The sequence below is a fragment of the Phenylobacterium hankyongense genome (assembly GCF_003254505.1).
In the GTDB taxonomy this organism is placed as follows: domain Bacteria; phylum Pseudomonadota; class Alphaproteobacteria; order Caulobacterales; family Caulobacteraceae; genus Phenylobacterium; species Phenylobacterium hankyongense.
This window is the reverse complement of the sequence record NZ_QFYP01000001.1, coordinates 1,993,927-2,010,963: the sequence shown is the minus strand read 5'-3', so window position 1 is coordinate 2,010,963 and position 17,037 is coordinate 1,993,927. Positions and strand designations below refer to the sequence as shown.

15 protein-coding genes are annotated in these 17,037 nt (G+C 71.7%); 4 read left to right on the top strand and 11 right to left on the bottom strand.

Translation table 11 applies throughout. The features are described from left to right. Positions 1-31 precede the first annotated feature (31 nt). Complete coding sequence (locus tag DJ021_RS09750) at positions 32-1,810, top strand: feruloyl-CoA synthase (RefSeq protein ID WP_111457362.1); 1,779 nt, start codon at positions 32-34, stop codon at positions 1,808-1,810. Continuing rightward, entirely contained in the window at positions 1,807-3,351 is a 1,545-nt protein-coding gene (locus DJ021_RS09745; protein WP_111457361.1) for an acetolactate synthase large subunit, read from the top strand. The genes DJ021_RS09750 and DJ021_RS09745 overlap by 4 nt, the downstream gene beginning before the upstream one ends. Positions 3,352-3,414: 63 nt before the next feature. On the opposite strand, the gene DJ021_RS09740 is transcribed toward DJ021_RS09745, so the two are convergent. The 3 genes from DJ021_RS09740 to DJ021_RS09730 all read right to left on the bottom strand — a co-directional run bounded on the left by DJ021_RS09740 (position 3,415) and on the right by DJ021_RS09730 (position 6,351). Next, positions 3,415-4,737 (bottom strand): hypothetical protein, encoded by a 1,323-nt coding sequence (locus tag DJ021_RS09740; protein ID WP_111457360.1) that lies wholly within the window; start codon positions 4,735-4,737, stop codon positions 3,415-3,417. 171 nt (positions 4,738-4,908) lie between these two features. Further along, complete coding sequence (locus DJ021_RS09735; protein WP_111457359.1) at positions 4,909-5,379, bottom strand: NfeD family protein; 471 nt, start codon at positions 5,377-5,379, stop codon at positions 4,909-4,911. A 3-nt stretch (positions 5,380-5,382) separates the two neighbouring features. Beyond that, positions 5,383-6,351 (bottom strand): SPFH domain-containing protein, encoded by a 969-nt coding sequence (locus tag DJ021_RS09730; protein WP_111457358.1) that lies wholly within the window; start codon positions 6,349-6,351, stop codon positions 5,383-5,385. A gap of 128 nt (positions 6,352-6,479) precedes the next feature. Here DJ021_RS09730 and DJ021_RS09725 point away from each other — a divergent pair, with 128 nt between their 5' ends. Continuing rightward, positions 6,480-7,064 (top strand): type III secretion system chaperone family protein, encoded by a 585-nt coding sequence (locus tag DJ021_RS09725; protein WP_111457357.1) that lies wholly within the window; start codon positions 6,480-6,482, stop codon positions 7,062-7,064. Here DJ021_RS09725 and DJ021_RS09720 read toward each other — a convergent pair. The 8 genes from DJ021_RS09720 to DJ021_RS09685 form a co-directional block, all read right to left on the bottom strand. Continuing rightward, positions 7,061-8,044, bottom strand: a complete 984-nt coding sequence (locus DJ021_RS09720) for an NAD(P)H-dependent flavin oxidoreductase (protein ID WP_111457356.1) — start codon at positions 8,042-8,044, stop codon at positions 7,061-7,063. The two genes, DJ021_RS09725 and DJ021_RS09720, sit on opposite strands and share 4 nt — an antisense overlap. 77 nt (positions 8,045-8,121) lie before the next feature. Then, the gene (locus tag DJ021_RS09715) at positions 8,122-8,904 is read right to left on the bottom strand and encodes an SDR family NAD(P)-dependent oxidoreductase (RefSeq protein WP_111457355.1); all 783 of its coding nucleotides are present in this window, start codon (positions 8,902-8,904) and stop codon (positions 8,122-8,124) included. A gap of 81 nt (positions 8,905-8,985) precedes the next feature. Continuing rightward, positions 8,986-9,783, bottom strand: coding sequence for a peroxide stress protein YaaA (gene yaaA, locus DJ021_RS09710; RefSeq protein ID WP_111457354.1), 798 nt, complete (start codon positions 9,781-9,783; stop codon positions 8,986-8,988). Positions 9,784-9,882: 99 nt separating this feature from the next. Next, positions 9,883-11,292, bottom strand: coding sequence for an FAD-binding oxidoreductase (locus tag DJ021_RS09705; RefSeq protein ID WP_111457353.1), 1,410 nt, complete (start codon positions 11,290-11,292; stop codon positions 9,883-9,885). Between the two features lie 75 nt (positions 11,293-11,367). Beyond that, the gene (locus DJ021_RS09700) at positions 11,368-12,318 is read right to left on the bottom strand and encodes an L-threonylcarbamoyladenylate synthase (RefSeq protein WP_279386486.1); all 951 of its coding nucleotides are present in this window, start codon (positions 12,316-12,318) and stop codon (positions 11,368-11,370) included. Between the two features lie 13 nt (positions 12,319-12,331). Continuing rightward, positions 12,332-13,078: a class I SAM-dependent methyltransferase gene (locus DJ021_RS09695; RefSeq protein ID WP_111457351.1), complete on the bottom strand. Its 747-nt coding sequence runs from the start codon at positions 13,076-13,078 to the stop codon at positions 12,332-12,334. A gap of 66 nt (positions 13,079-13,144) precedes the next feature. Further along, positions 13,145-14,482: a YceI family protein gene (locus DJ021_RS09690; RefSeq protein ID WP_111457350.1), complete on the bottom strand. Its 1,338-nt coding sequence runs from the start codon at positions 14,480-14,482 to the stop codon at positions 13,145-13,147. A gap of 18 nt (positions 14,483-14,500) precedes the next feature. Beyond that, complete coding sequence (locus tag DJ021_RS09685) at positions 14,501-15,097, bottom strand: YceI family protein (RefSeq protein WP_111457349.1); 597 nt, start codon at positions 15,095-15,097, stop codon at positions 14,501-14,503. Positions 15,098-15,275: 178 nt separating this feature from the next. Here DJ021_RS09685 and DJ021_RS09680 point away from each other — a divergent pair, with 178 nt between their 5' ends. Then, a complete protein-coding gene (locus DJ021_RS09680; protein ID WP_111457348.1) occupies positions 15,276-17,024 on the top strand; it encodes an acyl-CoA dehydrogenase family protein in 1,749 nt (582 codons plus the stop codon). Positions 17,025-17,037 lie beyond the last annotated feature (13 nt).

Here is a 17,037-nt window from a genome sequence, read left to right as displayed (position 1 = left end):
CATCGGCCGTGGGGCTTGGAATAAAGCTTCCATGGATGCGAACCTGCGCGCCGCCACCGCCGCCTTCCGCGACCCGCGCTATGCGCCGCGGCGGCTCGAGGTGGACCGCCGCCCGGGCGGCGAGCTGGTGCTGACCAACCCGACGCCGTACGCCACCCACTTCCAGACCACGAGCGCGGCGCTCGACCACTGGGCCGCCGCGGCGCCCGAGCGGATCTGGCTGGCGGAGCGGTCCGGCGACGGCTGGCGCACGGTGACCTTCGCGGAGGCGCGCGAGCGCATCGCGGTGCTGGCCGGAGGCCTGCGCGGACTGGGCGTCGTGGGCCCCCGCCCGCTGCTGATCCTCGCCGCCAACGGCATCGACCACGCGCTGGTCAAATACGCCGCCATGAGCCAGGGCCTGCCGGTCGCTCCGGTGTCGCCGCAGTACGGGCTGAAGGGCGCGAACCTCGCCCGCCTCGCACACGCCTGCGCGGTGCTGGCCCCAGCCTGCGTCTACACCGAGGACGCCGCCCTGTTCGCCGAAGGCCTCTCCGCCGAGTGCTTGGCCGGCCTGCCGGTGATCGCCGCGCACAACCCGCGGCCCGGCGACATCGCGCTGGAGCAGCTGCTGGGCGCCGCGCCCGCCCAGGCGATCGCCACGCCGGACGACCACGCCAAATACCTGCTGACCTCCGGCTCCACCGGGCACCCCAAGGCGGTGATCATCACCCACCGCAACATCGCCTTGAACTCCGCGCAGATCGCCGCCTGCTTCGACGATCCCGAGCCCCCGGTGATGGTCAACTCCGCGCCGTGGAGCCACAGCCTGGGGGCCAACTCGATCCTGCACATGTCGCTGCACCGCGGCGGCACGCTCTACATCGACACCGGCCAGCCCACAGCCGCGCGGTTCGGCGAGACGGTGCGGAACCTGCGGGAGGTCGCGCCGACCTATCACAACATGGTGCCGGCCGGCTGGATGCTGCTGGTGGACGAACTCGAGCGCGACGAGGCGCTGGCGCGGCGGTTCTTCCAGCGCGTGCGGGTGCTGCAGTACGGCGGCGCGGCGCTCGGCCAGACCGTGGCCGACCGCATCCAGGCGGTGGCGGTCCGCACGGTGGGCGAGCGGATCAGCTTCGCCTCCGGCTACGGCGCCACCGAAACCGGCCCCACCGCCTGCAACGTCCACTGGACCAACGAGCGCATGGGCCTGATCGGCCTGCCGATTCCCGGGACTTCGGTCCGGCTGGTCCCCGAGGCCGGCAAGCTCGACTTCCGGGTGAAGGGCCCGCAGGTCACCCAGGGCTATCTCGGCCGGCCCGAACTCTCCGCCCAGGTGTTCGACGACGAGGGCTTCTATGTGCTGGGCGACGCCGCCCGCCTGGTCGATCCGCAGGACCCCACCCAGGGCCTGATCTTCGACGGCCGGCTGTCGGAGAACTTCAAGCTGGCCAGCGGCACCTTCGTCGGCGTCGGCGACCTGCGTATCGGCGCGATCTCCGCGATCGGCGGCGCGGTCACCGACGCGGTGGTCTGCGGCGAAGGCCGCGAGGGCGTCGGCCTGCTGCTCTATCCCAACCCGGGCCTGCCCCGCGCCGAGGTCGAGGCGACGGCGAAGGCCGGCCTCGAGGCGTTCAACGCCCACGCCAAGGGGGCCGGCGGGCGCGTCGCCCGCGCCCTCGTTTTGCCCGACGGCCCCGACGCCGCGCACGGCGAAGTCACCGACAAGGGCTACATCGCCCAACCCCTGGCCCGCAGCCTCCGGGCCGGGGCCGTCGCGCGGCTGTTCGCCGATCCTCCCCCTCCAGACGTGATGGTGTTTCCATGAACGGCGCCGACGCCCTGCTCTCGACCCTGGTGGCCAACGACGTCACCGCCTGCTTCGCCAATCCCGGCACCAGCGAGATGCAGTTCGTCGCGGCCCTCGACCGGCAGCCGCAGATGCGGCCGGTGCTCTGCCTGTTCGAGGGCGTGGCGACCGGCGCCGCCGACGGCTATGGCCGCATGGCCGACAAGCCGGCCTGCACCCTGCTGCACCTCGGCCCCGGCTACGGCAACGGCGTCGCCAACCTGCACAACGCCCGGCGCGCCTTCACCCCGATCGTCAACGTGATCGGCGACCACGCCACCTACCACCGGCAGTACGACGCGCCGCTGAACTCCGACATCGCGACCCTGGTGAAGCCGAACTCGCTGTGGGCCCAGTCCGCCGAGAGCCCCGACGACGTCCCGGCCCTGGCGGCGGAGGCGGTGGCGGCGAGCTACGGGCCACCCGGCGGCCCGGTCAGCCTGATCCTGCCGGCCGATTCCGCCTGGCTGCAGACCGCCGCCGCCCCGGTCATCGCCCAGCGGGCGGTCCGCCCCGCCCCCGCCGAGGCCGCGGTGGGAGCGGCCGCCACCGCCCTGCGCAAGGCCGCAAAGCCGGTGGTGCTGATTGGCGGCCAGGCCTGCCGCGCCGAGGGCCTGGCGCAGGCCGCGCGGCTCGCGGCTCACGGCGTCCGGGTGATCAGCGACACCTTCGTCGCCCGCCAGGCCCGCGGCGCCGGCCACTTCGCGCCGGCCCGCATGCAGTATTTCGGCGAGATGGCCCTGCAGGACCTCGACGGCGTCGACCTGATGGTCCTGGTCGGCACGGTCACGCCCGTCGCCTTCTTCGCCTACCCCGACCGGCCCAGCGTGCTGGTCCCGGACGGCTGCGAGGTGCTGGATTTCGTCGGCCGTGCGGAGGACGCGGTCGCCGGCCTGAGCGCGCTGGCCGACGCCCTCGGCGCCCCGGCCCAAGGCCCGGTCCAGCCGCTGAAGCGCCCGGACGCCGCGCCCACCGGCGCGCTCACCCCGCAGAGCGCGGGCCAGTCGGTCGCCCGCCACCTGCCCGAGGGCGCGATCATCTGCGACGACAGCGTCACCTCCGGCGGCGGTATTGCGGTCCCGGCCATGACCGCCGCCCCGCACGAGGTGCTGGCGCTGACCGGCGGCGCCATCGGCATCGGCCTGCCGCTCGCGGTCGGCGCAGCGGTGGCGGCGCCGGACCGCAAGGTGCTGTCCCTGAACGGCGACGGCGCGGGCATGTACACCGTGCAGGCGCTGTGGACGATCGCGCGGGAGAACCTCGACGTCACCGCCGTGGTGTTCGCCAACAACACCTATCGCATCCTCAACATCGAGATGACCCGCACCGGCGCGGGCCAGGCCGGGCCGTCGGCCTCGAAGCTGCTCGACCTCGGCGACCCCAACATCGACTGGGTGTCGCTGGCCAAGGGCCTGGGCGTGCCCGCCGTGCGCTGCACGACGGCGGAGGAATTCGAGACCGCCTTCGCCGCCGCCATGGCCCAGCGCGGCCCGATGTTCATCGAGGCCGCGATCCGCTGAGCCCAAAGAAAAAGGCCCGCGGGGCGAACCCGCGGGCCTCGTTCGTCCAGCTTTCGCTGAGACTTAGGTGTTGCCGGGCAGCTTGCAGCCGCCGGCGAAGGCGCAGCCGGTGGCGCCGACGGCGCTGACGGTCGGCGTCGCGTTGTACTCGATCATGTAGCCCTTGAAGCCGTCCGAGCAGGCGACTTCGACCAGGATCGTGCCCTTGGCCGTCTTGGCCGCGAGGCGCGAGTTCGAGACCGTGCAGGTCTTCTGGTCGAACTTCCGCAGGTCGGCGGTGAGCGCCGCATAGCCGCTCTCCGGCTTGTTCAGGCCGCACTTGTAGCCCGCCACCAGGGCGTGGCCGCAATCGAGCACCTGGCCCTTGCCGGTGGACGGGAACACCCCGACGCCGCCGGAACCGTCCTTGCAGACCAGCTCGACGATGTCTTCGGCCCCTTGCGACGGGAAGATGGCGTACTTGTCGACGTCGCAGCTGGAGCCCGCGGTCTTCGCCAGGCGGGTGTAGAGCGCCGCCTGCTGGGTTTCGGCCTCACGGGCGTTGGTCAGTTCGCAGCCGCCGAGGATGGCTTGCGCCTTGGCGCAGTCCCAGCTCTGGGCGACAGCGCCCTTGCCGTCGACCTTGTAGATGTAGCCTTTGCCGTCCTGGCAGGCGGCTTCGTAGAAGTTCGAGCCGTCCTTGGAGGCGCCGACGAAGCGGCGGTCCTTCACCACGCAGCTGGCGGTGGCCGCCTTGGCGAAGCTGTCCACCACCGCCAGGCGCTTGGCCTTGTCGGTGAGGGTGCATTTGATGTTGCCGGCCCCGTCGTCGAAGTTGAGGCAGTTCTGCGCCTCGGCGGGCTTGGCCGCATCGAACGGCGCGCTGGCGATCACCACGTAACCGCTGCCGCCCTGGCAGGCCACTTCCATGAAGGTGCTGGTCTTGCTCTGACCGATGCCGCGGGCGCTTTCCGGCACGCACTGGACGCCGGCCTTGGTCAGCACCGGGGCGAGCTGCGCCTTCGGATCGGAGTTGGCGGGCAGGATGCACGGCAGGGCCGCGGGCTTGCCGGCTTCGGCCGGGGTGTCGGCTTCGATGCAGGTGAAGGCCGTGGGCGTGCCGCCCGCCGGCGCCTGCATGATGTAGCCCATGCTCTGGCCGCAGGCGAGTTCGTAGTAGCTGACGCTCGTCTTGGCCTTCTTGTCTTCCTGCTTGCCGATGAAGCGGGCGTCCGAGACCTGGCAGGGAAGACCCGCCGCCTGGGCCAGGGCCGGCGCTTCAGCCATGCCTTGCTTGCGCTGGGCGTCCGACACCGCCGGGGGCGCCTTCGGCGCGGAAATCACCGCTACTGGCGCCAGCACCGCGGCGAAGAGGGCGACGGCCAGCCCCCATCCGATTGGCCTCATGAGTTCAGTCTCTCCTGGGTGTTTCCTGAAGGGTCGATTTTCCCTGGGCGCACATAAGCGCCGTGATCGCTCCAGGGTCAAGGTGAGGCAAGAACCCGGCCGAAGTGTGGCGTGTTTCCAGTGGCTTAGGCGGCCATCCGAGATCCCCGCGCCGGCTGCGGCGCAACATTGTTACGAGGTTGCGGGGATTCCCCGCACCCGCAGGTGCGCCCCGCGCACCCCGATCACCTCGACTCGCGCGCCGGCGTCGAGCGCCTCGCCGTCGTCCAGCTCCGCCGCCCACTCCTTGCCGTCGATGAACACCCGGCCGGCCCGGCCATGGAAGGCGTCGACCGCCTTGCCCTGGTGACCGACCAGCCGCGCCACGTTGTCGTTGATGTCGTGGGCATGGGGGCCGGGCGATCGCGGGAAGTAGCGCCGCGCCAGCAGCGTCGAGGCGATGGTCAGGACCGCGAAGCCGAGCACCGACTCGGCCAGCGACAGGCGCAGCACCTCGGCGAGCACCGCCACCAGCGCGGCCGACGCCGCCGGCCACAGCATCCAGCCCGATCCGGTCGCCACCTCGACCGCCAGCAGGGCCGCGCCCAACGCCATCCAGACCCAGAACGGGTGCTGGAGGTAGAGGTCGGTGAGGCTGGGCATGGCTCAGGCTCCGGTGGGCGGCACGGCGGACCCGCGCCCGGCGGGCCGCGGCGGGGCCGGCCGGTGTTCGGCCTGGGCGGTCTTCACCAGCTCGGCGATGCCGGCGATGGTCCCCACCAGCGAGCCCATGTCGGCCGGGACGATCACCGTCTTCTGCTGCGGGCTTTCCGCCAGCTTGCCGAACGCCTCGACGTACTTCTGGGCGACGAAGTAGTTGATGGCGTTGACGTCGCCGGCCGCGATGGCGTTGGACACCAGCTCGGTCGCCTTGGCCTCGGCGGCGGCGGAGCGCTCGCGGGCCTCGGCGTCGCGGAAGGCGGCCTCCCGGCGGCCCTCGGCCTGCAGGATCGCCGCCTGCTTGGAGCCCTCGGCCACGGTGATGGCGGCCTGTTTCTCGCCGTCCGCCTCGGTGATCACCGCCCGCCGTTCGCGCTCGGCCTTCATCTGGCGGGCCATGGCGTTGGTGATGTCCGGCGGCGGCTGCAGGTCCTTGATCTCGATCCGCGCCACCTTCACCCCCCAGGGGCTGGTCGCCTGGTCGATGACGTCCAGCAGCCGGGTGTTGATCTGGTCGCGCTGCGACAGCACCTCGTCCAGCTCCATGTTGCCCACCACGGTGCGCAGGTTGGTCATGGTCAGCTGGGTGATGGCGAAGTCGAGATTGGTCACCCGATAGGCCGCGGCCGCGGCGTCCATCACCTGGATGAAGACGATGGCGTCCACCTGGACCGAGACGTTGTCCTTGGTGATCACGTCCTGACGGGGCACGTCGAGGACCTGCTCCATCATGTTGATCCTGCGCCCCACGCCCTCGACGAAGGGGGTCAGGAAGCTGATCCCGGGCTTCAGGGTGCGGGTGTAGCGGCCGAACCGCTCGACGGTGTATTCCCGCCCCTGCGGCACGATCTTGATGGCGCCCAGCGCGACCACCACGGCCAGCACCACGAAAACGATAGCGACAGCGAAGCCCATTGGGCCCTCCGATCAGACACGCCCAAGTTTATCACCGGCATAGCTGCACGCTATGGAAACCGGACGGCGGCGCTTCGGACGGGCCCAGCGCCATGCTCGCGCCCAGGTCCTGGGTCTGATACGGCGGCATGATGCTGCGCAAGACCCTCGCCCTGATCGCCGCCGCCGTCCTCTGCATGGGAGCGGCCCCCGCCAAGCCCGCGCCGGCGACCGCCAAGCCCGCTGCCGCCAAGCCCGCTGCCGCCAAGCCGGCGGCTATCGGCCCGAAGCCCGCTGCGTCCACCGGCGCCTTCGACATCCGCGATCCCGCCAGCCTGGCCGCGCTGCTGACCGCGGCCGGCGCCAAGGCCCAGCCGCCACGCAAGGATCAGGACGCGGTCCTGGTGGCGGTGACTTCCGTGGCGGCGGATTTCTCGATCCAGTTCCTCGGCTGCGATCCGCAGGGCCGCGCCTGCAAGGCGGCGATGTTCGACCATCTGTCGGGTCCGGGCACGCCGACCTTCGCCCAGCTGAACGCCTTCAGCCAGACCTCCGCCACCTGCCGGACCTATCAGGACCGCAGCGGCAAGCCGCACGTGGTCTATTCGACCCTGCTGTTCGCCGACGACAGCCGCGACCACGCCCGCACCCAGCTGGCCGCGTGGCAGGGCTGCATCGCGGAGTTCGGGGAGTTCCTGAAGGACCCGAACGCCTACCTCGCCTCGGCGCCCTAGGCCGGCGCCGTGGCGCGCTCGCGCAGCGCCGCCACCCGGTCGATCGCCGCCTCCGCCTCGGCCATGATCCGGGCCACGATCTCGCCGGCCGGCAGCACCTCGCGCACGCCGCCCGCCGACTGGCCCATGGCGAAGCAGGACTTGTCCGGGTCCAGCCCCTCGGTCTGGCCGCCGATGCCGCCCATCACCCCGGCGCGGCTGGAGAGGATGGCCTGGGCCGGGAAGGGCTGGATGTCGCCGGGCCGGCTTTCCCAGTCCTCGACGTAGGGGTTCTTCTTCACCCGCATCGGCTTGCCGGAATAGCTGCGGGTGCGCACCGTGTCCTCGTCCGTCGCCTCGACGATGGTGTCGCGATAGAGCTGGCCGGCGTGGGCCTCGCGGCTGGCGATGAACCGGGTGCCCATCCAGACGCCCACCGCGCCAAGGCTGAGCGCCGCCGCCAGGCCGCGGCCGTCATAGAGGCCTCCGGCCGCCACCACCGGGATCTTCACCGCCTCCACCGCCTGGGCCACCAGCGGCATGGTGCCGACCAGGCCGGTGTGGCCGCCGCCTTCTCCGCCCTGGCAGATCACCGCGTCGCAGCCGGCCTGCTCGGCCTTCACCGCGTGCTTCACCGCCCCGCAGACCACCATCACCTTCAGCCCGGCGGCCTTCAGCTTCTCCATGATCGGCATCGGCACGCCGAGGCCGGCGACGAACGACGAGGCCCCCTCCTCGATGATGATCTCCACCGAGGCGGTCAGGCTCTCGGGGCTGGCGGCCAGCAGGTCGACGCCGAACGGCTTGTCGGTCAGGGCGCGGACCTTGCGCATCTCCTCGCGGATGAAGTCGGGGGAGCGGCCGGCCATGCCGAGCACCCCATAGCCGCCGGCGTTGGACACCGCCGCCGCCAGTTCGGCGTAGGAGACCCCGCCCATGCCGGCCAGCATGATCGGGTGCGTCACGCCCAGCAGGTCGCAGAGCTTGGTGTGCAGGGTCATGGACGTGCTCCCGTTTTCCGCACGATGGCCCAGCGCCGGGCCGATGCAAACGGTGACCCGACGTCAGACGCCCGCGGTCAGAAGATCGTGTAGCCGCCGTCGACCACCAGGCTGTCGCCGGTGTGGAAGCGCGAGGCGTCGGAAGCCAGGTAGACCGCGAGCCCGCCGAAATCCTCCGGCTCGCCCCAGCGGCGGAACGGCACGCGCTTGATCACCTGGTCGTTGAACTTGTCGTTGTGCTGGGCCCCGTCGGTCATGTCGGTGGCGATCCAGCCCGGCAGGACGGAGTTCGCCCGGACCCCATAGCGGGCGTGCTCCACGGCGATGGCGCGGACCATCGACAGCACCGCCGCCTTGGTCGCCCCATAGGCCTCGTTGCGCGCCGCGCCGTGGATGGCCGAGGTGGACGACGTGACCACCAGCGAGCCGCCGGTGTCGCCCGCCTCGGCGCGCTCGACCATGTGCCTGCAGGCTTCGCGGAAGGTGAAGAACACCCCGTCCAGGTTCACCGACATCACCCGCCGGTAGACCTCGGTGGACATCTCCGAGAACGAGCGCGCGCCGCCGCCGACCCCGGCGTTGGCGATCACGGTGTCCAGCCGGCCCATCTCGGCGACCGCTGCGCGCATCGCCTCGATCACCGCCTGCTCGTCGGCGACGTCGACCTTGCGGGTCAGGACCCGGCGGCCGTGCGCCTTCAGCTGGCTCTCGGCGGCGGCGTTCTTGGCTTCGTTGGTGCCCCAGATCACCAGGTCCGCGCCGGCCTGCGCCAGGGCGTCGGCCATGCCCAGGCCGATGCCGCCGTTGCCGCCGGTGACCAGCGCCACCTTGCCCGTCAGGTCGAACGGCTTGTAGGCCATGACCGCGCCTCCCTCTCTCTTTCAAACAAGTGTTGGGAGAGGAAGAGCCCCGGTTCAACCGGCCGCGTCAAGCCGTGGCGCTCAGGCGTCCTTGCGGCCGGCGGCGACGGGCGGCGGCTGCGGTCGGGAGAAGGTGAATTCGGTGTCGGTGGAGAGCGACGGCGCGAAGTTGTAGCCGGCGGTGTCGAAGGCCTTCAGCTCCTCGACGTTGTCCAGCCGGTTGTCGATCGCGTAGCGGGCCATCAGGCCGCGCGCCTTCTTCGCGTAGAAGGAGATGATCCGCGCCTCGCCGTCCTTCTCTTCCAGGAAGCGGCAGCTCACCACCGGCAGCTTCAGGGCCTGGCGGTCGACGGCGCCGAAGTATTCGCCGCTGGCGCAGTTCACCACCGTCTTGTCCCGGTGGCCCATGGCCGCCTCGTTCAGGGCCTGGGAGATCCGCGGGCCCCAGAAGTCGTAGAGGCTCTGCCCGCGCCGCGTCTTCAGCCGCACGCCCATCTCCAGCCGGTAGGGCTGGATGGCGTCCAGCGGGCGCAGCACGCCGTAGAGGCCGGAGAGGATGCGGATATGGTCCTGCGCCCAGGCCAGGCCCTTCTTGTCGAGGGTCCGCGCCTGCAGGCCCGCATAGACGTCGCCGTTGAACGCGAAGGCCGCCTGCAGCCCCTCTTCCGAGGCCGGATCGAAGGCCTGGAAGCGCTCGCGGTTGAGCGTGGCCAGGGCGTCGGAGAGCGACATCAGCCGCTTCAGGTCCGCCGCCCGCAGCTTCCTGGTGACCTTGGCGAGCTCGGTGGTCTGGTCGACCAGCTGCGGCGTGCTCACCGGCACGGAGTCCGGCGCGGCCGTGAAGTTGAGCGCCTTGGCCGGGGAGAGGACGATCAGCATCGGCGCTCCTTAGACGCGACTTGGTTCGGAAGCCAAGTCCTTCCACAGCCGGTGAGGGCTCTTCTTCCTCCCCCGTTTCCGGGGGAGGAATAGAAGGCATCAGAACAGCACCCGCGGATTCATGATCCGCTTGGGGTCGAGGGCCAGGCGGATGGCGCGCAGGGCCTGCACCTCCACCGGGCTCTTGTAGCGCTCGGCCTCGGCGGTCTTCATCGAGCCCAGGCCGTGCTCGGCGCTGATCGAGCCGCCGAGCTTCGCCACGATGTCGTGGACGATACGCGAGCCGTCGTTGCGCTTGGCGGAATGCTCGGCGTCCGAGCCGCCGTCGGGGCGCAGGACGTCGTAGTGGATGTTGCCGTCGCCCATGTGGCCGAAGGCGGCGACCCGCGCTCCGGGCGCGAAGGCCTGCATGGCCGCAGTGGCCTCGGCGAGGAAGGCGGCAACCTGGCTCACCGGCACCGAGACGTCGTGCTTCCAGGTGGCCCCTTCCGGCTTCTGGGCCGGAGACTGGTTCTCGCGGATCGCCCACAGCGCCTTGGCCTGGGCGTCGGTCTGGGCCACCACCGCGTCGCGGATCAGCCCGGCTTCGAGCCCCGACGCCAGGAACCGCTCCATGGCGGCCTCGGCCGAGCCCGGCTCGCCGGAGGAGAATTCCGCCAGCACGTACCAGGGATGCGGCTCGGCCAGCGGATCGCGGGTGCCGGCGATGTTCTTCAGCGCGAATTCCACGCCCAGCCGGCCCATCAGCTCGAAGGCTTCCACCGCCCCGCCGGTCTCGTCCTTGGCCCGCGCCAGCAGGCGGATGGCGGCCTCCGGGCTCTCGACCCCGGCCATGGCCACGGCCCGCGAGGCCATCACCGGATAGAGCTTCAGCCCCGCGGCGGTGACCACGCCCAGCGTGCCCTCGGCGCCGATCAGCAGCTGCTTGAGGTCATAGCCGGTGTTGTCCTTGCGCAGATGCTTCAGCCCGTTCCAGACCTCGCCGTTGGGCAGCACCGCCTCCAGGCCCAGCACCAGGTTGCGCACCATGCCGTAGCGCAGCACCTGGGTACCGCCGGCGTTGGTGGACACCACCCCGCCGACCGTCGCCGAGCCCTCCGAGGCCAGTCCCAGCGGGAAGCGGCGATTCACCGCGGCGGCGGCCTCGTGCACCGCGGCCAGGGTCACGCCCGCCTCGGCCACCAGCACGTCGTCGAAGGTCTCGACCTCGCGGATCGTTCGCATCCGCTCGGTGGAGAGCAGCACCTCGCCTTGCGGAATCTGGCCGCCGACCAGGCCGGTGTTACCGCCCTGCGGGGTGATCGCCACACCGGCCTCGAAGCAGATCCCCACCACCGCGGCGACGTCGGCCGTGGTCCTCGGCAGCGCCAGGAACGGCGTCGCCCCCACCCAGCGGTCGCGCCACTCGACCAGCTTGGGCGCCAGCCGCTCCGGGTCCTGGCTCCAGCCATCCGCGCCCAGCACGGCCTTCAGGCGGGAGAGGACATCGGCGGGAACGGGCGCGGTCATGACGGGAATGTAGCGCCCATGCCGTCTGCCGTCATCGCTCCTCCCCCGTCCCGAAGAGGACGGGGGAGGAGCGAGCTAGCCGACAAAGCCCGCGGCGCGGCGCAGGCGGTCGTTGATGGCCTCACCCAGGCCGACATCGGGGATCGGGGCCACGGCGATGGCCGACGGCCGGGTGCGGTCGGCGGCGCGCAGGTAGGCGAACAGGTTGGCCGCGGCTTCCTGAAGGTCGCCTGTGGGGCTGAGATTGAACGGGCCGTCGGCGCCCGGCCCGAACGCCAGCCAGGCCTCGCCCGGTCGCGGGGCTTCCGCCTCCAGCCGCACCGGCGATTGCGGCGCGTAGTGGCGGGTCAGGCGGCCGGGCGAGCGCTTGGCGTCCGCCTCGGCCTCCGCCAGCGGGCCGATCAGCGCCTCGATCTCGGCGCGGGTGATGGCCCCGGGCCTGAGCAGCCGCGCCTCGTCCAGCAGGGCGACGACGGTGGATTCCAGCCCGATCCGGCAGGGCCCGCCGTCGAGGGCCACGGCCGCGGCCGCGCCGGTTTCCTCCACCGCATCGGCGAAGGTCGTGGGACTGGGCCGGCCGGAGCGGTTGGCCGAGGGCGCCACCACCGGCCCGCCGAACGCCTGCAGCAGCGCATGCGCCAGCGGATGGGCCGGCGCGCGTACGGCGACGGTGTCCAGCCCGGCCCGCGCCAGGTCGCTCACCGCCTCCGTATCGGCCACCGGCAGCACCAGGGTCAGCGGTCCCGGCCAGAACCGCGCCGCCAGCCGCTCGGCGCGCTCGTCGAAGCGGGCGATCCGCCGGGCGGCGGCCACATCGGCCACGTGGGCGATCAGCGGGTTGAAGCTCGGCCGGCCCTTGGCCGCGTAGACCGCCGCCACCGCGCGGGCGTCGGCGGCGTCCGCGGCCAGGCCGTAGACGGTCTCGGTCGGCAACAGCACCAGGCCGCCGGCCCTCAGCGCCGCCGCGGCGCGGGCCACATCGCTCTGTGTCTTCGGATCGTCCACGCGGCGGGTGGTAACACCCACGCCGGCCCTGCGCCTACTTCGGCTTGCGGAACTTGTAGACGAACTGGTCGGTGTGGCCGCGGATGGTCTTGTCGAACACCTTCAGCTTGTGGTCGTCGGCCGGATTGCGCAGCACGCCGCTCTCGCCCTCGAAGACGAAGCCGGCCTTGGTCACCTGGGCCTTGACGATCGCCGGGTCGATCCGGTGCAGGGTCTCGGTGTCGCGCATCCCCGAGCCCGCCTCCGCCGCATGGTCGACGATCAGGAACACGCCGCCGGGCTTCAGGGCCTTGTAGACCGCGCGGTTGAAGACCATCGGGTCGATCGGACCCATGAACTTGTCGGGGTAGTCGTGGTAGTTCTGGACCGTGAACACCACGTCCACCGGCTGCGGCGTGGCGAAGGCCGCGCCCGGCTGCTGGATCACCGAGACGTTGCCGTAGGCCTTGGCGAGCTCCTTGTTCTTCTCCGGATCCGGCTGCGCCTCCTTGGCGTACTCGTCCGGCCAGATCATGTAGACGTGGCCCTTCGGACCCACGACCTTGGCGAAGATGCGGGTGAAGTAGCCGCTGCCCGGGATCAGGTCGACGACCCGGTCGCCCGGCTTGACGCCGGCGAAGGCGATCAGCTCCGCGGGGTGGCGGCGGACGTCGATGTCGCGGTCCGCCGCACGTCCCGGATCGGCGATCGCCGCCGCGAGATAAGGCTTGGTCGTCGTCGCGGCGGTCGCTGCTGCGACCCAGAGCGCGCCCAGGCTCGCCGCCAGCAGAAAGGTTCTCATCGCATCCCCCAGGATTGACCTCTCACAAGGGTCGGAGTCCTCGGGCGGCCTGTCAATGAGGCCCCGCTACTGGCGCGTGGCCTGCAGGTCGACGCGCACGCTCACCTTGCCCGGGATCTGGTCGGTGGCGGCGAACTCCCCCTGCCCGACCCCGAACGCCGTCCGGTCGAAGCTGGCGGTCCCGCTGACCCGCGCCTTGTCGCCGGTGATCCGCAGGGTGAAGGGCAGGCTCTGCGGCTTGCTCACGCCGCGCAGGCTGAGCGTGCCGCGCGCCACGTAACGGTCCGGGCCGGTCTTCTCGAATTTCGTGGCGGTGAACACCGCCTTGGGGTGGGTCGCGGCGTCGAACCAGTCGGTGGAGGGCAGCGAGGCGTCGCGCTGGGCGTCGCCGGTCTTGGCCGAGCCCATGTCGATGCTGACGCTCACCTTGGAGCGGTCGAGGGCGTCGGGGCTGAACAGGATGTCGGCGGTCCAGCTGTCGAAGCGGCCCTGCACCGGCTCCCCGCCCCAGGTGGTGGAAAAGCCCAGCGTCGAGCCCGGCGCGACCTTCCACCGGACCGGGGCAGTGTCGGCGGCGGACGCCGGCGCCGCGGGAGCCGGGGCGGCGGCCGGAGTGGGCGTTGCGGTGTCTTGGTTGGCCGGCGCGGCGGGCGCCTGGGCCTCCACCGGCTCCTGCGCAGGGCCATCGGCCGACACCGAGGCCGGCGGCGGCTTCATGCCCGGATGCGGCGGGGTCACCAGCTTGCCGAAGGCGACCACCCCCAGGAAGACGGCCAGGATCACCAGGATACGCGGCTCCAGCCAGCGGCCGGCCTTGGCGCCCGGCGCCATGCGCGCCAGCACCGGCTCGTCCTTGCTGAACAGCTGGTGCTTCAGCGCGCCCGCGACGTGCAGGCCCAGCAGCACATAGGTGACGTCCGCCAGCAGGCCGTGGCCGTTCTCGGCCAGGTCGTGCCAGGTCTTCTTGGCGGCGGGCGCGAGGTCGGCGATCCCCGGGACGTCGGGCCAGGGCACGACGCCGTACAGCAGGGTCGGCAGGCTCAGGCGGCTGGCCGAGACCATGATCCAGCCGGTCAGCGGCATGCCAATCATGATCACGTAGAATCCGACGTGGACGACGCGGGCGAGCTCGCGTTCCCAGCGCGCCATGGTCAGCGGCATCGGCGGCGGCGGGTTGACCAGCCGCCAGCCCAGCCGCGCCAGGCTGAGCAGCAGGATGGTGATCCCGATCGACTTGTGCAGCTGGGTGACCGCGAAGCCCTCCGGCGTGCGGGGCCCGCCCATCCGCGTGGACAGCACGATCTGCAGCACGATGGCCGCGGCGATCAGCCAGTGCAGCAGGATGGCGATCGGCGAATAGCGTCCGCTGCCGACCGTCTCGGGGTCGCGGGCGACGTCGGTCATCTTGCGGGGTGCTCCAGCTTACTTCTTCACGAACTCGACTTCGAACATCAGGTCAACGTCGTCGCCGGAAAACTCGCGCGCGCCGGTGACCCCGAACTCGGAGCGCTTGATCCGCCCGACGCCGGAGAACCCCATCCGCGTGCCGGCGCCCAGCAGGCCGGGGCCCGCACCGTTGAACGTCACGTCCAGGGTCACCGGCTTGGTGACGCCATGGAAGGTCAGGTCGCCGGTCACCGTGCCCCGGCCGTTCTCCCCGCTCACCGCGGTGGAGACGAAGGTGATGGTCGGGAACTTGGCGGCGTCGAAATAGCCGGCGATCTGCTTGTTGAAGGCCGGGGCGCCGGTGTCCACCGAGGCCGCCTGGACCTTGATCGTCACCCTGGTGGCGCCCCAGTCCGCCGGATCATAGGTGAAGCGGCCGTCGAGCTGGTCGAAGCGCATGGTGTAGCGGGAGAAGCCGCCCATGTGCGGGATCTTCGCCAGCAGGCTCGCGTGGCGCGGGTCGAGCTCGTAATTGCCGGGCGGGACCTTGGCGGGATCCTGGCTGGTGGGATTGGCCGCAGCCGGCGCCGCACAGGCCAGACAGGCGACCACAGCCGCCGCAAACGTACGCATCTGCGCCTCCCAAGCTTGGCCGGGACATGGTCGTCCATCGTGCGGGCGGAAAGACGGCGGGCCGCTCACGAAGCCGTGAAGCGTCGCCGTGGGCCGCCGCCCGCGCCGGCCGGGTCGCCCTTTGACGCGGCCGACCCATGGCCTAAACAGCGAACGTCCCTTCGTGGAGCCCTAGCCCATGACCTTCCGCGCCCCGGTCCGCGACCTGGCTTTCGCGCTCTCCGCCGTGGGGCACGACGCCCTGCTGGCGCGCGCCTACCCCGAGCTCGACGCCGACACCGTGGCCGCGGTGCTGGAGGCGGCCGGCGCCTTCACCACCGAAGTCCTGGCGCCGCTGAACCGCCGCGGCGACATTGAGGGCGCGACCTACGCCAACGGCCGCGTCACCGCCGCGCCCGGCTTCGCCGACGCCTACCGGGCCTTCGTGGCCGGCGGCTGGAATTCGCTCTCGGCCGACCCGGAGCACGGCGGCCAGGGGCTGTCGAAGGCCATGGAGCTGGCGGTGTTCGAGATGGTGCACGCCTCGAACATGGCGTTCGGCCTTTGCCCGATGCTGACCCAGGCGGCCATCGAGGCGCTGACCCTGCACGGCTCCGAACGCCAGAAGCGGCTGGTCTTACCGAAGCTGGTCACCGGCGAGTGGACCGGCACCATGAACCTTACCGAGCCGCAGGCGGGCTCGGACCTGGCGGCGCTCACCACCCGCGCGGAGCCCGACGGAAACGGCGGCTACCGGCTCACGGGCCAGAAGATCTTCATCACCTGGGGCGACCACGACGCGGCCGACAACATCTGCCACCTGGTGCTGGCCCGCACGCCGGACGCCCCGCCGGGCGTGAAGGGCGTCAGCCTGTTCCTGACCACCAGGCGGCTGGTGGAAGACGACGGCTCGCTGGGCGCGCCCAACGACCTGCGGCCCGGCTCCATCGAGCACAAGCTGGGCATCCACGCATCGCCGACCTGCGTCATGCTGTTCGAGGGCGCGAAGGCCGAACTGGTCGGGGAGCTCGGCCAGGGCCTGCCGCACATGTTCGTCATGATGAACGCCGCCCGCCTGCAGGTCGGCGTGCAGGGCGTCGCCATCGCCGAGCGGGCCTTCCAGCAGGCCCTGGCCTTCAGCCAGGAGCGGCGGCAGGGCAAGGCGGTCTGGTCGGCGGACTATCCGGCGGCCATCTACGACCACCCGGACGTGCGCCGCACCCTGATGCTGATGAAGGCCAAGATCGAGGCCGCGCGGGGCATCTGCCTGACCACCGGCGTGCTCACCGACATCGCCCGGCTGGCCGACAGCGAAGAGGAACGCGCCGCCGCCCGCGCCCGCCAGGAGCTGTTGACCCCGATCGCGAAGTCCTGGTCCACCGACGTGGGCGTGGAGGTCGCCTCCCTGGGGGTCCAGGTGCACGGCGGCATGGGCTTCATCGAGGAGACCGGCGCGGCCCAGCACTATCGCGACGCCCGCATCGCCCCGATCTACGAGGGGACCAACGGCATCCAGGCCATGGACCTCGTGGGCCGCAAGCTGCGGATGGCCGACGGCGCAGTGATGCGCGAGCTCTGCGCGGAGATGCTGCTGACCGCCGAGGGCCTGACCGAGAGCGCCGAGCTGGCCGCGGTCGGCCGGGCGCTGGCGGCCGGCGTCGCGGCGCTGGAGCGCGCCACCGGCTGGCTGCTGGCCAACGGCGGGGCGCCGAGCCTGGCCGCCGCCACGCCCTATCTGACCCTGGCCGGCGACGTGATCGGCGGCTGGATGCTGGGCCGCCAGGCGATGGCCGCGGCCGGCTCCGACGATCCGTGGCTGAAGAGCAAGGGCGCGCTGGCCCGGCTCTACGCAAGCCAGGTGCTCAGCCTCGCCCCCGGCCGGGCGGACGGGGTTTGCCAGGGCCCCGACGACCTGGAGGCGACGCCGGCGCACGCGCTGGCGGGCTGACAAAACCGAACCG

Excerpts from the sequence above, each read along its gene's own strand:
- yaaA (WP_111457354.1), bottom strand. The coding sequence starts at position 9,783 with ATGCTGATCGTCCTCTCCCCGGCCAAGGCGCTCAACTTCACGGCCGCG.
- DJ021_RS09745 (WP_111457361.1), top strand. The coding sequence starts at position 1,807 with ATGAACGGCGCCGACGCCCTGCTCTCGACCCTGGTGGCCAACGACGTC.
- DJ021_RS09690 (WP_111457350.1), bottom strand. The coding sequence starts at position 14,482 with ATGACCGACGTCGCCCGCGACCCCGAGACGGTCGGCAGCGGACGCTAT.
- DJ021_RS09720 (WP_111457356.1), bottom strand. The coding sequence starts at position 8,044 with ATGACCCTGCACACCAAGCTCTGCGACCTGCTGGGCGTGACGCACCCG.
- DJ021_RS09715 (WP_111457355.1), bottom strand. The coding sequence starts at position 8,904 with ATGGCCTACAAGCCGTTCGACCTGACGGGCAAGGTGGCGCTGGTCACC.
- DJ021_RS09725 (WP_111457357.1), top strand. The coding sequence starts at position 6,480 with ATGATGCTGCGCAAGACCCTCGCCCTGATCGCCGCCGCCGTCCTCTGC.
- DJ021_RS09735 (WP_111457359.1), bottom strand. The coding sequence starts at position 5,379 with ATGCCCAGCCTCACCGACCTCTACCTCCAGCACCCGTTCTGGGTCTGG.
- DJ021_RS09695 (WP_111457351.1), bottom strand. The coding sequence starts at position 13,078 with ATGAGAACCTTTCTGCTGGCGGCGAGCCTGGGCGCGCTCTGGGTCGCA.
- DJ021_RS09750 (WP_111457362.1), top strand. The coding sequence starts at position 32 with ATGGATGCGAACCTGCGCGCCGCCACCGCCGCCTTCCGCGACCCGCGC.
- DJ021_RS09685 (WP_111457349.1), bottom strand. The coding sequence starts at position 15,097 with ATGCGTACGTTTGCGGCGGCTGTGGTCGCCTGTCTGGCCTGTGCGGCG.
- DJ021_RS09740 (WP_111457360.1), bottom strand. The coding sequence starts at position 4,737 with ATGAGGCCAATCGGATGGGGGCTGGCCGTCGCCCTCTTCGCCGCGGTG.
- DJ021_RS09730 (WP_111457358.1), bottom strand. The coding sequence starts at position 6,351 with ATGGGCTTCGCTGTCGCTATCGTTTTCGTGGTGCTGGCCGTGGTGGTC.
- DJ021_RS09680 (WP_111457348.1), top strand. The coding sequence starts at position 15,276 with ATGACCTTCCGCGCCCCGGTCCGCGACCTGGCTTTCGCGCTCTCCGCC.
- DJ021_RS09705 (WP_111457353.1), bottom strand. The coding sequence starts at position 11,292 with ATGACCGCGCCCGTTCCCGCCGATGTCCTCTCCCGCCTGAAGGCCGTG.